At 66.8% G+C, this 14,856-nt stretch carries 10 protein-coding genes; 8 read left to right on the plus strand and 2 right to left on the minus strand.

The window, feature by feature from the left end; all coding sequences use genetic code 11:
- Positions 1–6 precede the first annotated feature (6 nt).
- Positions 7–1,086 (minus strand): alcohol dehydrogenase catalytic domain-containing protein, encoded by a 1,080-nt coding sequence (locus QQL87_RS04035; RefSeq protein ID WP_284418756.1) that lies wholly within the window; start codon positions 1,084–1,086, stop codon positions 7–9.
- Positions 1,087–1,226: 140 nt separating this feature from the next.
- Between QQL87_RS04035 and QQL87_RS04040 the strand changes: the two genes are divergently transcribed.
- Together QQL87_RS04040 and QQL87_RS04045 are read left to right on the plus strand one after the other, a co-directional pair.
- Positions 1,227–1,997: a helix-turn-helix transcriptional regulator gene (locus QQL87_RS04040; protein ID WP_284418758.1), complete on the plus strand. Its 771-nt coding sequence runs from the start codon at positions 1,227–1,229 to the stop codon at positions 1,995–1,997.
- A 463-nt stretch (positions 1,998–2,460) separates the two neighbouring features.
- Positions 2,461–3,234 (plus strand): outer membrane protein, encoded by a 774-nt coding sequence (locus tag QQL87_RS04045; RefSeq protein WP_284418759.1) that lies wholly within the window; start codon positions 2,461–2,463, stop codon positions 3,232–3,234.
- A gap of 128 nt (positions 3,235–3,362) precedes the next feature.
- Here the strand turns inward: QQL87_RS04045 and QQL87_RS04050 are convergent, their stop codons facing one another.
- Positions 3,363–3,698, minus strand: a complete 336-nt coding sequence (locus QQL87_RS04050; protein WP_284418760.1) for a DUF3551 domain-containing protein — start codon at positions 3,696–3,698, stop codon at positions 3,363–3,365.
- A gap of 262 nt (positions 3,699–3,960) precedes the next feature.
- Here QQL87_RS04050 and QQL87_RS04055 point away from each other — a divergent pair, with 262 nt between their 5' ends.
- The 6 genes from QQL87_RS04055 to QQL87_RS04080 all read left to right on the plus strand — a co-directional run bounded on the left by QQL87_RS04055 (position 3,961) and on the right by QQL87_RS04080 (position 14,853).
- Entirely contained in the window at positions 3,961–4,671 is a 711-nt protein-coding gene (locus QQL87_RS04055) for an outer membrane protein (RefSeq protein WP_284418761.1), read from the plus strand.
- A gap of 455 nt (positions 4,672–5,126) precedes the next feature.
- A complete protein-coding gene (gene dnaE, locus QQL87_RS04060) occupies positions 5,127–8,654 on the plus strand; it encodes a DNA polymerase III subunit alpha (RefSeq protein ID WP_284418762.1) in 3,528 nt (1,175 codons plus the stop codon).
- 176 nt (positions 8,655–8,830) lie between these two features.
- Positions 8,831–11,089 (plus strand): caspase family protein, encoded by a 2,259-nt coding sequence (locus QQL87_RS04065; RefSeq protein ID WP_284418763.1) that lies wholly within the window; start codon positions 8,831–8,833, stop codon positions 11,087–11,089.
- 181 nt (positions 11,090–11,270) lie between these two features.
- Positions 11,271–12,563: a S1C family serine protease gene (locus QQL87_RS04070; protein WP_284418764.1), complete on the plus strand. Its 1,293-nt coding sequence runs from the start codon at positions 11,271–11,273 to the stop codon at positions 12,561–12,563.
- A complete protein-coding gene (locus tag QQL87_RS04075) occupies positions 12,560–13,522 on the plus strand; it encodes an FHA domain-containing protein (RefSeq protein ID WP_284418765.1) in 963 nt (320 codons plus the stop codon). The genes QQL87_RS04070 and QQL87_RS04075 overlap by 4 nt, the downstream gene beginning before the upstream one ends.
- A 338-nt stretch (positions 13,523–13,860) precedes the next feature.
- On the plus strand, positions 13,861–14,853 hold the full coding sequence (locus QQL87_RS04080) for a 30S ribosomal protein S2 (protein WP_284418766.1): 993 nt from the start codon (positions 13,861–13,863) through the stop codon (positions 14,851–14,853).
- The last annotated feature ends 3 nt before the right edge of the window (positions 14,854–14,856 follow it).

Here is a 14,856-nt window from a genome sequence, read left to right on the forward strand (position 1 = left end):
GCCCGGTCAGGGCCTGATCACCGTCATCTGGAATGGCTTGCGATGCGCGGCGGCATGCGCCACGGCCTCGTTGGCGTGATCGAGGTCGAAACAGGTCGGCTCGAACTGTGTGAGATCGAGCAGTCCGGACCTGACCAGCCCCACCATCCTGACCGTTGCGTCCGGCGGATACATCCAGGCGCCATGGATCGTGATGCACTCCCGCATGATCCAGGGATAGGGCAGATCGAGGCCGGGACCACCCAGCATCCCGACGCCGCCCATCAGAACCACGCGGCCATAGGGACGGACGGCCATGACGGCGGACCTGACGACATCGGTCGTCACTGACGGTGGCATGATGTCGAGCACGCAGTCGATCGAACCAGGCACTGCGCGCTTCATGCGCTCGGTGTCGTCGCTCGCGTGGCCCGAGAGGCTGACCGGATGGACGCGGGGGCCGAACCGGCGCTGCAGCTCGGCCAGCGTGGCCTCGTTGCGGCCGGGCGCCACGACCGCGGCGGCGCCCATCGCGAGCGCAACAGCGACCGCGGCGCTGCCGAACCGGCCGGTGGCGCCGCTGACCAGCACGGTCTCGCCCGGCTGCAGAGCGGCGGCGAGAAAGCCGCCATACGGCACGAGCAGGGCGCCTAGCGCGCACCACCGCGCAGCGTCACCAACGTCGATGCTGCCGATCGGCTTGGCGTTCTCCGTCGGCAGGCGGATCCGCTCTGCAAACGAGCCGTGCCGGAAATGCTGTTGCAGCTTCAGCCCGCCCGGTCCGCGCGCGCTCAGGCCCTGCAGGGTGATGTCGGGGGCGATGACATTGTCACGCGAGCGCACCGTCGGATCGCAGAACACCCAGTCGCCGATCGCCAGATGGGTCGCGTCGGGACCGATGGCGCTGACCCGCCCGATCCCGCCGGTGCCTGGGATCACCGGCAGCTCCAGCAGGTACTTCCGTTCCCCGCTGAACACCTCATTCGCATAGGACAGGACGCCCGCCGCGACGACGTCGACGATGACCTCGCCGGTGCCGAGCATGGGGTCCTCGACATGCTCGATCTCGAGCGGCGATCCAAAACGTTTGAGTACGGCGGCCTTCATGATCGTTCTCCATTCGTGGATGGCGGCCACTGAACCTGCCGGTCTATGCTCCCTGCAGGAAGACCTGGTATTATCCTAGGATTGAAGAGGCCCAGCCTCGGAACCGGCTGCCATCGAAAACGACGCAGGAGTGAGTCCGCATGGGTGATCCGAGACATGCCGAGCTCGGAAGCTTTCTGCGCTCGCGGCGCGAGAAGCTGACGCCGCAAGCCATCGGGATCACGGCCGGTCGGCGCCGTCGCGCCACAGGGCTGCGCCGGGAGGAGGTGGCCGAGCTCGCCGGCATCGGTGTCGACTGGTACATCCGCCTCGAGCAGGGGCGCGCGGTCAAGCCATCATCCTCGACCATCGATGCGCTGGCGCGCGCCTTGCGCCTGAGCACCGCGGAGCACGCTCATCTCAAGGCGCTCGCGCAGGATCCCGCGCGCAAGCCGTTCGTGCGCGAAGAGGTGCCGGCCGGACTGCGCCAGCTCGTGCAAAGCCTGAACCAGCCGGCCTACATCTCCGGGCGACGATGGGACGTGCTGGCCTGGAACGACGCTGCGGACGAGATTTTCGGGTTTTCACGGCTCGCCGACGACGAGCGCAACACGTTGCTCCTCATGCTGTGCAAGCCGGGCACGCGGCGGCTGTTCGGGGCGCAATGGAAGGAGCTGGCACGGCGCATGGTCGCGCAGTTTCGCGCGACCTACGATCTGTGGGCCGGCGATCCCGCCTTCGTGGATCTGGTCGCACGGCTGCGGCGCGGCAGTCGCGAATTCGATGAGTTGTGGGCGGCCCACGACGTCAACGCGCTCGCGGCGGGCGAGAAGCTGCTCGAGCATCCGAAGAAGGGCCGCGTCAGGCTTCGCTACGCGACGTTTCAGGCCAACGACGATCCTGCGCTCAAGCTCGCGATCTACTACACGTGAGCGTCACGGTCGCTTGCGGACGAACGTGCGGTGAACGGCGTCTGCAAATCGCAGCCGATTCGATCGGGACCATACATTCGTCGGGTTTGCGCATGATGATGCTAAGCATTCGCAGAATGCATTGTACTGCCCGCAAGAATTCACGACTGAGACATATCAGGGTTCGCTCCGTGGCCGCGCGTTGCGTCGTTTGCGACTTTGACATCGCGTGCATTGTGGCGGCTCATGGACGGCGGCCACGACTCCTCCACATATGTTGTTAGTTGCGTGTTCATGCAGCGGCCAAACCCTTTGAAAACAGGTGTTTGCGCAAATCCCATAAAAGCCGGAAAGAACCCGTCTAGTCTGCCCAACACATGATGTCGGCGGAACGAGCGCGAGGGGCACGAGCGCTACGTCTCGCTGCTTGTTTTGCGACGAAGTAGAGGGTTTGGGGACCTTGGGACAGAAGCTACGGAGTTCGATGATGAAAACGCTTTTCGGCGCAACGGTGGGGCTCGGCGCAATGGCCGTGGCGACGTCTGCTTTCGCGGCTGATCTTCCAATGAAGAAGGGTAACTACACCAAGGCTCCGCCCGCCGTGATGTCGACGGTGTACGACTGGGGCGGCTTCTATGTCGGTTTCAACGCCGGCGGCGGCTCCAGCCGGGACTGCTGGAATCTCGTCTCCAACGCCGGCGTTGCGGTGAACCCGGCCGCGAATCGCGAGGGCTGCTCCGGCGGCGGCGGTGCGGCGGTCGGTGGCCAGGTCGGCTACCGCTACCAGATGGCGAACTGGGTGTTCGGCGTCGAGGCACAGGGCGACTGGGCCAACTTCAAGGGCACCAATCGCAACCTGATCCTGCCGAATGTCAGCGACCGTTCCCAGACCAACGGCTTTGGTCTGTTCACGGGCCAGGTCGGCTACGCCTTCGACAACATCCTGGGTTACGTCAAGGGCGGTGCAGCGGTCGTCGGCGATCGCTACGACACGTTCACCACCGGAACCAACGTGGTTCTCGACCGCGCCAACACGACGCGCTGGGGCGCCACGGTCGGCGCAGGTATCGAATACGGCTTTGCACCGAACTGGTCGGTCGGCGTCGAATACGACCACATCTTCCTGGGCAACAAGAACCTGAATTTCGTTGCCGCCGCGGGCCAGCCCGCGATGACTCACCGCATCAAGCAGGACATCGACATCGGGCTCGTCAAGCTGAACTACAAGTTCGGTCCCGGCTTCGGCATGATGCACTGAGGATGATCAAGATCATGTTCGTCGAGGCCTTGGCCTCGACGAACGCTGTGCAACCGGATGCCGCCGCATGATTTGAAGCGGCCGCGGCGGGGAGCTTGAACGAGCGGCGCTCGGCCGTCGCGGTTCGCTCAATCCTCTTCGAAGACGAACGGGTTCGGCAAGGGCGCGAACGGATTGGGCGCCGGCGGGCGCGGCTTGATGCGCTGCCTTTGCGGGTAGGGATAGGGCGTCGCGCGCGGATCGTTGCTGACGCCCGCAAAATACGGATTGGCGACGCAGTTCAGCAGGCGTCCCGATGCCGTCGCCTGGCATTGCGCGTAAGTGTCGAAGGTGCAGTTGCTCAAGCCCGGGTGCTGATCGCCCTGCAGGCAGAACGCGTGCCTGATGCCGACGGCCTGAGCCGGAGCATGGGCTGCGACCACGAGGCCGGCTGCCGCCAAGGCCGCAAAGAACACGTCACGCATCAACGATCTCCTGTTCATCCAGTGATGACGGCTTCGCGCAACGCGCAGCGGCGCGCGAATGTCGGTTCGTGTGTAGTCGCTCCCCCCTCGGCTTGCAAATCGGAATGTTCCATCAACACACTGTGATTGCAGATTAATTTCCAGACATGTCCAACGTCCGTTCAGAAGCGCTCTGTGACCATGACGCTACAGCAATTGCGGCGTGGTTGGTTAAGAGGTGCGACTGGCCTGGGGGCCAAATGAGACGAGACTGGACTTTCAGATGAAGAAACTTCTGTTGATGACGACGGCGCTCGTGGTGCTGGCCTCGCCGACGCTGGCCGCGGATCTCGCCGCGCGTCCCTACACGAAGGCGCCGCCGATGATGGCTGCGATCTATGACTGGAGCGGCTTCTACGTCGGTGCGAACGGTGGCGGCGGCTGGAGCCACAATACGTGGGATGTGGTCGGCGGCGGTCGCGAGGGCTCGCACGATTCGTCGGGCGGCACCGTCGGCGGCCAGTTCGGCTATCGCTGGCAGATGGGGCAGGTCGTGTTCGGCGTCGAGGCGCAGGGCAACTGGGCCGACTTCACCGGCGACAATCTGAGCGCGGTGTTCGCGACCCGCAACCGCACCAAGACCGACGCGTTCGGCCTGTTCACCGGCCAGGTCGGCTATGCCATCAACAACGTGCTGCTCTATGCCAAGGGCGGTGCGGCCGTGACCAGCAACAAGTACACCATCACCAACGCGGCGACCGGCGCGTTCCTCGCCTCCAACAATGACACCCGCTGGGGTGGCGTGGTCGGTGCCGGCATCGAATACGGCTTCGCACCGAACTGGTCGGTCGGCGTCGAGTACGACCATCTGTTCATGGATCGCCAGACCGTCAGCTTCGGCGCGCTCGGCTCGGACAGCATCAAGCAGGACGTCGATCTGTTCACGGCGCGCGTGAACTACAAGTTCGGCGGCCCGGTCATCGCCAAGTACTGATCAGCCATAGCTTGGTCATTGCGGAGAGCCCCGGCGTCTGACGCCGGGGCTTTTTGCTGGGCATTTGCGGCTGATTAACCAACCACGAACTCGGGGCGTTGCAACGGACTTGACCTGAGAACGAAAACGGAACATTGTTCTTCATATGTTCTAGCTCAGGGAGGTCCCCCATGCTGAAGGTTTTCGTCGAAGAAGCCGCCGCACTGGCGTCGATCACGCTGTTCGTCGGGATGATCGCGCTATGGGCGCAAATCATTCCGCAGCTTTGATTTTTCTCCTCGCGGCGTGGCCTGGGGAAAAGCTGGACAGCGAAACCGGCGCGCCGGACTCCGGGCCGGCCGATCCGATATCATGGGGAAGCGAGTCGGCGGTCATTTCGGGTGACGACACCAGCCTCCCCCTGGCCGGACCTGCACTCTGCCGTCGGAAGTCCCAGGAAAAGTTGCAAGGCGAGCATGTCCAACGCCGGATTCGTCCATCTCCACGTCCATTCTGCCTATTCGCTGCTGAAGGGCTCGATCAAGATCGGCAAGCTCGGCGAACTCGCCAAGGCGGACCGCCAGCCGGCGCTGGCGCTGACCGACACCGACAACATGTTCGGCGGGCTCGAATTCTCCGACAAGATGGCGGGCTACGGCATCCAGCCGATCGTCGGCTGCGAGCTCGCGATCGATTTCGGCGACATGGATCCGAATGCGCGCAATGCGGCGGCGGTCGCGCAGCCGGCGCGAATCGTGCTGCTCGCGGCGCGCGAGGAAGGCTACCGCCATCTGATGCGGCTGAATTCGCGGGCGTTCCTGGAAACGCCGACGCACCAGGCGCCGCACATCAAGTTCGACTGGCTGAAGGACGGCGTCGACGGCGTGATCGCGCTGACGGGCGGGCCGGACGGACCGATCTCGCTCGCGATCCAGCACGACATGGCCGCGCTTGCGGCGCAACGCTGCGAGCGGCTGGCGAGCCTGTTCGGTGACCGCCTCTACATCGAGCTGCAGCGCCACGGTGTCGAGCGCGAGCGCCGCGTCGAAGGCGGGCTGATCGACATCGCCTATGGCAAGGGCCTGCCGCTGGTTGCGACCAACGAGCCGTATTTCGCGACCGCCGACGACTACGAGGCGCATGACGCGCTGCTGTGCATCGCCGGCGGCCATCTGATCGCCGACACCGACCGCGTGCAGCTGACCCCGGATCACCGCTTCAAGACGCGGGCGGAGATGGCGGTGCTGTTCGCCGACATTCCCGAAGCGCTCGCCTCGACGGTGGAGATCGCCGAGCGCTGCTCGTACCGGCCGCGGACGCGCAAGCCGATCCTGCCGTTCTTCACCGTCGGCGCCACCGGCAGCGATGCCGTGGACGCCGCGAGCGCCGAGGCGGCCGAGCTGAAGCGGCAGGCCGAGGAGGGCCTGGAACGGCGCCTGAAGGTGCACGGCATGGCGCCTGGCATGACGGAAGAGGACTATCAGAAGCGCCTCGCCTTCGAGCTCGACGTCATCATGCGCATGAAGTACGCGGGCTACTTCCTGATCGTGTCGGACTTCATCAAATGGGCCAAGGCGCACGGCATTCCGGTCGGGCCGGGCCGCGGCTCGGGCGCCGGCTCGCTGGTCGCCTGGGTCCTGACCATCACCGACCTCGATCCGATGCGCTTCGCGCTGCTGTTCGAGCGCTTCCTCAATCCCGAGCGCGTGTCGATGCCGGACTTCGACATCGACTTCTGCCAGGACCGCCGCGGCGAGGTGATCTCCTACGTCCAGCAGCGCTATGGCCGCGACCAGGTGGCGCAGATCATCACTTTCGGCACCCTGCAGGCGCGCGGCGTGCTGCGCGACGTCGGCCGCGTGCTGCAGATGCCCTATGGCCAGGTCGACAAGCTGACCAAGCTGGTGCCGCAGAATCCGGCCGCGCCCGTCACGCTCGCCGCCGCCATCGAGGGCGAGCCGAAGCTGCAGGCGTTCCGCGACGAGGATCCCGTCGTGGCGCGCGCCTTCGACATCGCGATGCGCCTCGAAGGCCTGACGCGGCACGCCTCGACCCACGCCGCCGGCATCGTCATCGGCGACCGGCCGCTGAGCGAGCTGGTGCCGATGTATCGCGATCCGAAATCGGACATGCCGGTCACCCAGTTCAACATGAAATGGGTCGAACCGGCAGGCCTCGTGAAGTTCGACTTCCTCGGCCTGAAGACGCTGACCGTGCTCGACGTCGCGGTGAAGCTGTTGAAGCAGCGCGACATCCATGTCGATCTCGCGACCCTGCCGATCGACGATGCGCCGAGCTACCAGATGCTGGCGCGCGGCGACGTGGTCGGCGTGTTCCAGGTGGAAAGTCAGGGCATGCGGCGGGCGCTGATCGACATGCGCCCCGACCGGTTCGAGGACATTATCGCGCTGGTGGCGCTGTATCGACCCGGTCCGATGGCCAACATCCCGACCTACTGCGCCCGCAAGCACGGCGAGGAGGAGCCGGAATATCTGCATCCGATCCTGGAGCCGATCCTGAAGGAGACCTTCGGCGTCATCATCTACCAGGAGCAGGTGATGCAGGTCGCGCAGCAGATGTCCGGCTATTCGCTCGGCGAAGCCGACCTCTTGCGCCGCGCCATGGGCAAGAAGATCCGCGCCGAGATGGACAAGCAGCGCGTCCGCTTCGTCGAGGGCGCCGTCAAGAACGGCGTGCCCAAGGACCAGGCCGACACGATCTTCGACCTGCTCGCGAAGTTCGCCGACTACGGCTTCAACAAGTCGCACGCGGCGGCCTACGCGCTCGTGTCCTACCACACCGCCTACATGAAGGCGCATTATCCGGTCGAGTTCATCGCCGCGTCGATGACGCTCGATCTGAACAACACCGACAAGCTGTCGGAATTCCGTGCCGAGGCGCAGCGCCTGGGGATCAAGGTCGAGCCGCCGTCGATCAACCGCTCGGGCCCGACCTTCGAGGTCAGCGGCAACACGATCTTCTATGCGCTGGCAGCCCTCAAGGGCGTCGGTCCGCAGGCGATCGAGATGATCGTCGAGGCGCGCAACAAGGGCGGGCCGTTCACCTCGCTCGCGGACTTCGCCTCCCGCGTCAATCCGCGCGCGATCAACAAGCGCATCATCGAGACGCTCGCCGCCGCCGGCGCCTTCGATTGTCTCGACAAGAACCGCGCGCGGGTGTTCGCCGGCGCCGACGCCGTTGTCGCCGCCTGCCAGCGCGCCCACGAGGCCGCGACCTCAGGCCAGAACGACATGTTCGGCAACGCGGCTGACGCGCCTGCGATCATCCTGCCCAATATCGAGAACTGGCTGCCGGCCGAGCGTCTGCGGCGCGAATATGACGCGATCGGCTTCTTCCTGTCCGGACATCCGCTCGACGACTACGCCGCGGCGCTGAAGCGGCTGCGGGTGCAGAGCTGGGCCGAGTTCTCGCGCGCGGTGAAGACCGGCGCGACCGCCGGCAAGGTGGCGGCGACCGTGGTGTCGCGCATGGAGCGCCGCACCAAGACCGGCAACAAGATGGGCATCATGGGCCTGTCCGACCCGACCGGCCATTTCGAGGCCGTGCTGTTCTCGGAAGGCCTCGCACAATATCGTGACGTGCTCGAGCCGGGCGCGGCGGTGCTGCTGCAGCTCGGCGCCGAGCTGCAGGGCGAGGATGTCCGCGCCCGCGTGCTGCATGCCGAGCCGCTCGACGATGCCGCCGCCAAGACGCAGCGCGGCTTGCGCATCTTCCTGCGCGACACCAAGCCGCTCGATTCGATCGTCAAGCGGCTGCAGGGGCCGGAAGCTGCGGCGGCCAATGGCCATGGCGCACTGGCCAAGGCGGCTGCACCGCCGCTGGCGCCGCGTGCCGCGGCGGGCGAAGGCGAGGTCTCGCTGGTCATGATGCTCGACCTCGAGACCGAGGTGGAGATGAAGCTGCCCGGCCGCTTCAAGGTTTCGCCACAAATCGCTGGCGCCATCAAGGCGGTGACCGGGGTGGTCGACGTGCAGCAGCTGTAATCGCAGCCGGCCGCTTCCGGCGATGCGGCCATGGCTTGGCCGCGGCGCGGCCTGGGTGGATCGGGAGGAACGAAAAAGCGGCCTGTTCGCTGTTCCGCCATGCCTTCGTTCAACCGCGGTTCAGCCACCCGCGTGCTGTATCCGGGGCAGGTGCCTCGATAAGGGCTCGAACCGTCATGCGCTTGGCCAACATTCACTCGAAGACCGTCTTCTATGTCGCGCTTGGCCTGCTCGCGCTGGCGGCCTTGTCCCGGCCTGCGGCCGCGCAGCAGCCAGCACCGGAGAAGCGCATCGCGCTGGTGATCGGCAATGGCGCCTATGCCAAGGGCGCGCTGGCCACGGCGGCCAACGACGCCGGCCTGATCGCACAGACCTTGCAGGCGGCGGGCTTCGATGTGGTCGGCGCCCGGGATCTCGACGCCGACACCCTGCGCAAGAGTTTTCGCGATTTCATTCACAAGGCCCAGTCGTCCGATGGCAATACGGTCGCGATGGTCTATCTCGCCGGCTACGGCATGCAGCTCGCCGGCGAGAACTATTTTCTCCCGGTCGATGCCAATATCGCCGGCGACGTCGACATCCCGACCGAGGGCCTGCGTCTCAGCGACTATGTCCGGCAGCTCGCCGCGGTCCCGCTGAAGGCGGGCATCGTCGTGCTCGATGCGGCGCGCCAGCAGCCCTTCATCACCAGTGGTCCAACGATTGCGGGCGGCCTCGCTCTGGTCGAGCCCGATACCAACATGCTGATCGCGTTCAACGCCGCCCCGGGCACGATCGCGCCGAACGAGACCGGTTCCTATGGCGTCTATGCACGCGCGCTTGCGGAGATGATCCGCACCGGCGGGCTGACGCTGCCGGAGGTGTTCGACCGGCTGCGGCTGCGGGTCAATGAGGATACCAAGGGCGCCCAGGTGCCCTGGGATGCGCAGAAGGTCCAGGCCGCCTTCAGCTTCTTCGAGCGGGCCCCGGATGCGCCGGCGCCGCAGGTCTCGCCCGAGCAGACGGCGGCGCTGCGGGCGCGGCCGATCCGCGAACTTCCGGTGCAGGAGGCCTATGCGGCCGCGCTCGAGCGCGACACCTTGCAAGGCTATGAGGACTTCATCGCCGCCTATCCGGACGATCCGCTGGCCCGGCGGGTGCGGGCCATCGTTGCCGCCCGCCGCGAGGCGCTGACCTGGCGGCGAACGTTTCGCACCGACAGCCCGGAAGCCTACTGGTCGTATCTGAAGCGCTATCCCTATGGCGCGCATGCCGAGGACGCTCGGCGGCGGCTGGCGATGCTGTCGGCGCCTCCGGCGCCGCCGCCGACCTTCGCGATGATCGATTACGACGTGCCGCCGCCGCCGCTCGACGAGGTCATCTATGTCGAGCGGCCGGTGCTGCTGTTCTCCGATCCCGAGTTCGGCTTCCTGCCGCCGCCCCCGCCTCCGGTCTACATCCTGCCGCCGCCCCCGCCGGATTTCGTCGATCTGCCGGCGCCCTACGCGCCGGTGGGCCTGTTCATCCTGCCGCGGCCGGTGTTCGTGCCGATTCCGGTCTATGTCCGGCCGCCGGCCTTCGTCGCGCCGCCGCCGAGCAACATCATCTATCAGAACATCCACAACACGGCCGTCATCAACACCGTGATCAACCGTCCGGCGCCGCCGGCTGCGGCCGGTCCCGCCGCGGCGATGTCGCCCGGCGTGGCGGCGGCGCCGGCCTTGCCGCCCGCCGTGGTGCAGCGTGCCACACTGATCCAACAAGGCAAGGTCCCGCCGCCGGGACCGCCCGCCAATGCCACCGGCCACCCCGGCGGGCCGCAGCCGATCCCCGCCAACGCGCCTCCGGGCCGACCTTTGCCGGCCGTGGGTGGACCGGGGCAGGGGCCCGCCGGCGGCAATGCGCTTCCGGCGCCTGGCCGCGGCGGCCCACAGCTGCCGCCCGCGGCGCAGGCTCCCAACCCACGCGCGCCGGCATCTCCCTCCGCAGCGCTGCCACCTCCGCCGCGGCCGGACCAGCGTGCGAACCGCACGCCGCCGGGCGCGCCAATGGCGCCACCGGCGCCGCGGTCTTCCACGCCATCCCGCCCCGTGATGCCGGCAGCGGTTCCGCACGGCCCCGACGCGCGTCCGCGCATCCAGCAGGCGGCTCCGCCGCCGATCCAGCGTCACGCGCCGCCCCCGCCGGCGACGGCACGGCTGAGCCCGCCGCCGGCGCCACCGCGACCGCCGGTCGCGCCGATGGTTCGCGCGGCGCCACCCCGGCCGGCGCCTCCGCCGCCGCAAGTCATGCGCCCGGCCGCTCCGCCTCCGATGATGGCGCGCCCTGCGCCACCCCCGCAGATGGCGCGTCCAGCGCCGCCGCCGATGGCAAGGCCGGCACCGCCACCGCCACCGCGGCCCGCACCCGCTCAAGCGGCCGGCAAGAGGTGTCCGCCGAACGTTCCGCATTGTTGACGCGGCTACGCGCCCGTGCGGCGGCGCAGCGGTTGCAACATGGGCCTGTTTTCGATATTGGCCGGACCGCCGGACTGATTGATCGTGGGCGCAGGACGTCGGCAGCCGACGACGTGTTGCGGGGGCGTCATTGAGATCAGCGTTTGTTGGACCCATGCGTGCGCTGCTGCGAGGCGTCATCATGGTTGCCTTGTGTAGTGCCGGCGCCGCCGGCCTGTCGTCATGGGCTGCAGCCCAAGGGCTGCCAGGCGCCGAAGCCGTCTACGCCTCGGCGCCGCCGCGCCTGCTGCAGATCCGCACCCTGGTGGCCGATGCCGGCCGCCAGACCTCGACCGGCTCCGGCTTCCTGGTCTCCGCCGACGGGCTTGCGATCACCAACTACCACGTGGTCTCCGACGCGGCACTCGAACCGAAGACCTATCGGCTCGAATACACCGGCGCCGACGGCACCCAGGGCGGCGTGACGCTGCTCGCGGTCGATCTGCCCAATGATCTGGCGCTGGTCCGCGTCGACAAACAGGACGCGCCGTTCTTCGCCTTCGACAAGGCCGCACTCGACGGCACCCTGCCGAAGGGCGAGCGGCTCTACTCGCTCGGCAATCCGCTCGATCTCGGCTTCACCATCATCGAGGGCACCTATAACGGCCTCGTCGAGCACAGCTACAACGACCACATCCACTTCACCGGCGCGCTCAATCCCGGCATGAGCGGCGGTCCGGCGGTCAATGCGCAGGGGCAGGTGGTCGGCGTCAACGTCGCTACCCGCCGCGGTGGCCAGCTGATCAGCTTCCTGGTGCCGGCACGTTTCGCGTCCACGCTGCTCGCGCGTGGCAAGGATGCGAAGCCCGCGCCGGGCGATCTGCGCAAGGACGTGATCGCGCAGCTCGCCAGCTGGCGTGGCGCGCTGTACAAATCGCTTGCCGACGAAGGCTTCCGCGATCGCGTATTCGGGTCATACCAGGCGCCGGAAACGCGCGCGGCGTGGTTCGAGTGCTGGGCCAGCACCAACGCCAGCGCGTCGCCAAAGCCGCGCGCCAGCATCAATTCGACCAGCTGCAAGGCAGAGGCCAGCGTCTACGTCGCCTCCGATCTCAACACCGGCACTGTCGAGGTCAACCATTCCTATACGAAATCGATTGACCTCAACCAGTTCCAGTTCGCGACCGTGCTGACGCAGCTGGCCCAGCCGCGGCTCGCCATGGGCGGCTCGTTCCGCAAATGGTACACGCCGCAGCATTGCCGCGAGGATTTCGTCGGCGTCACGGCGGCGGCCGATCATCCGCCGCTGCGGGTGATGTGGTGCGCGCAAGGCTATCGAGAATTTGACGGGCTCTACGACGTCGCGCTGGTCGCGGTGACGCAGGACCGCGCCGACGAGGCGCTGGTCTCGCGGCTCAGCCTGCAGGCCATCGCCTATGACGACGCGCTGCGGCTCGGCCGGAGCTTCCTCGAACGGCTGCAGGTCGCCCGATGATCTGGATCGAGATTCTCTCCAAGCATCGCGACGTCGCCGGCCGCTTCCGGGTCGATGCGGCCGAGATCAGCATCGGCCGCGGCTACGACAATCACGTCATCCTCGACGATCCCTATGTCGCCGCGCGCCACGTCCGCATCTTCCGTGACGGCGACGGACGCCTCGTCGCCGAGGATCTCGGCAGCGCCAACGGCCTCTATCTCGACCGCGGCAAGAGCCGGAAGCCGCAGCTCGTGCTCGATGGCACCAAGCCGATCCGGATCGGACAGACGCTGTTGCGCGTGCGCGATGCCGGTCATGCGGTCGAGCCGGAGCGCCTCGCCGGGTCCGAGCGCAGCGCGCTTCCGATCATCGCCGCGATCGGGCTTGGCGCCGTTCTGCTGGCCATCAATGCAATGCTGGTCTGGTTCGCACAGGTCTCCGAGCCGCATGCGTCCGATTATCTCGTGCCGACCCTCACCATGATCGGGATCGTGGTGGCATGGGTCGGGGTCTGGGCGCTCTTGGCTCGGCTGTTTTCCGGACGCTCGCACTTCCTTCGGCATCTCCTGATCGCGCAGGCCGGGCTGCTGGCGTTCTTCGTCTATAGCGAGCTCGCGCAGATCGCCTCGTTTGCGCTGACCTGGACCACCGTCTTCTCCTATGGCTACGCCGTGTCGTGGGTCGTTCTCGCGGTGATCTGCTTCCTGCATCTGCGCGAGGTCGGGCGCAGCCATACGGTGGTCAAAGGCATCGTCGTCGGTGTCCTGCTGGTCGTCGCAATCGCGGTCCAGAGCCTGCAGCGATCGGAGGCATTCGCAAATTCCGGCCGCCCCAATGTCAGCCACGTGCTGTTGCCGCCTTCCTTGCGGCTGGCCCCACTGCGGACCGAGCAGGCGTTCATCGACAACGTCGCCAGTCTGAAGGCCAGGCTCGACGCCGACCGCGCCGAGCTGAAGCCAGCCGGTGTGGAGCGCTGAGCACTGTTCCACGGCCTTTGCTCCGGCAGCGGTATCCGGATGTTGTCTGGTGCGGACGGATGAGCGCAGTCCCCGCCACCTGACCGGGCCTCCAGCAAGCGAAACGGCGCCTCCTCGATCGCCATCGGCTTGGAGGAGCCCGGCGTCCGGATCGCCATCACCGAGCTGCCAAGACGGAATAGGGCCCATTTTCCTTGCGTTGCGCCAGAATCCGGCTATATAGCGCGCCATCTCACACGGAAACTTGGCTCTCCTAGAGGGCGTCCGGTGGCAAGCCGGGCCATGACGGCCCGTTTTTGCTCACGCGTTTCCGGAGGAACAACCGGAGAATAGATCCAATGGCGCTGCCCGAATTCACCATGCGCCAGCTGCTTGAAGCTGGCGTGCACTTTGGTCACCAGTCTCACCGCTGGAACCCGAAAATGGCGGACTTCATTTTTGGAGCCCGCAACAACATCCACATCATCGATCTCGCCCAGACCGTGCCGCTGCTGCACACGGCGCTGCAGGCTGTCAGCGACACCGTCGCCAAGGGCGGCCGCATCCTGTTCGTCGGCACCAAGCGCCAGGCCCAGGACAACGTCGCCGACGCGGCCAAGCGCTGCGCGCAGTACTTCGTCAATTCGCGCTGGCTCGGCGGCACGCTGACCAACTGGAAGACGATCTCGGCCTCGATCAAGCGCCTGCGCCATCTCGACGAGGTGCTGTCGTCGGGTGAAGCCAACTCCTACACCAAGAAGGAGCGGCTGACCCTGCAGCGCGAGCGCGACAAGCTCGATCGTTCGCTGGGCGGCATCAAGGACATGGGCGGCCTGCCCGACATGATCTTCGTGATCGACACCAACAAGGAAGACATCGCGATCCAGGAGGCCCAGCGCCTCAACATTCCAGTCGCCGCGATCGTCGACACCAATTGCGATCCGAAGGGCATCACCTATGTGGTCCCGGGCAATGACGACGCCGGCCGCGCGATCTCGCTGTATTGCGACCTGATCGCGCGCGCCGCCATCGACGGCATCTCGCGCGCCCAGGGCGAGCTCGGCATCGACATCGGCGCATCCGCTGCGCCGCTCGAGGAAGAGCTCCCGACTGCCACGGCCGCCTCGACGTTCCAGGGGCTGCCCGGTCCGCGCGGCACGGCCGACGATCTCAAGAAGCTCACCGGCGTGTCCGGTGCGATCGAGAAGAAGCTGAACGACCTCGGCATCTTCCACTTCTGGCAGCTCGCCGAGCTCACTCACGACACGGCGCATCAGATCGGCGAAGAAGTCGGTCTGCCGAGCCGCGCCGACGCCTGGGTTGCCCAGGCCAAGTCGCTCGCCGACGCCTAAAGA

The sequence above is a fragment of the Bradyrhizobium sp. SSBR45G genome (assembly GCF_030159255.1).
Taxonomy (GTDB): Bacteria; Pseudomonadota; Alphaproteobacteria; order Rhizobiales; family Xanthobacteraceae; genus Bradyrhizobium.

Bases quoted from the DNA above. Each gene is read 5' to 3' on its own strand.
- QQL87_RS04035 (WP_284418756.1), bottom strand. From the start codon at position 1,086: ATGAAGGCCGCCGTACTCAAACGTTTTGGATCGCCGCTCGAGATCGAG.
- QQL87_RS04040 (WP_284418758.1), top strand. From the start codon at position 1,227: ATGGGTGATCCGAGACATGCCGAGCTCGGAAGCTTTCTGCGCTCGCGG.
- QQL87_RS04045 (WP_284418759.1), top strand. From the start codon at position 2,461: ATGATGAAAACGCTTTTCGGCGCAACGGTGGGGCTCGGCGCAATGGCC.
- QQL87_RS04050 (WP_284418760.1), bottom strand. From the start codon at position 3,698: ATGCGTGACGTGTTCTTTGCGGCCTTGGCGGCAGCCGGCCTCGTGGTC.
- QQL87_RS04055 (WP_284418761.1), top strand. From the start codon at position 3,961: ATGAAGAAACTTCTGTTGATGACGACGGCGCTCGTGGTGCTGGCCTCG.
- dnaE (WP_284418762.1), top strand. From the start codon at position 5,127: ATGTCCAACGCCGGATTCGTCCATCTCCACGTCCATTCTGCCTATTCG.
- QQL87_RS04065 (WP_284418763.1), top strand. From the start codon at position 8,831: ATGCGCTTGGCCAACATTCACTCGAAGACCGTCTTCTATGTCGCGCTT.
- QQL87_RS04070 (WP_284418764.1), top strand. From the start codon at position 11,271: ATGGTTGCCTTGTGTAGTGCCGGCGCCGCCGGCCTGTCGTCATGGGCT.
- QQL87_RS04075 (WP_284418765.1), top strand. From the start codon at position 12,560: ATGATCTGGATCGAGATTCTCTCCAAGCATCGCGACGTCGCCGGCCGC.
- QQL87_RS04080 (WP_284418766.1), top strand. From the start codon at position 13,861: ATGGCGCTGCCCGAATTCACCATGCGCCAGCTGCTTGAAGCTGGCGTG.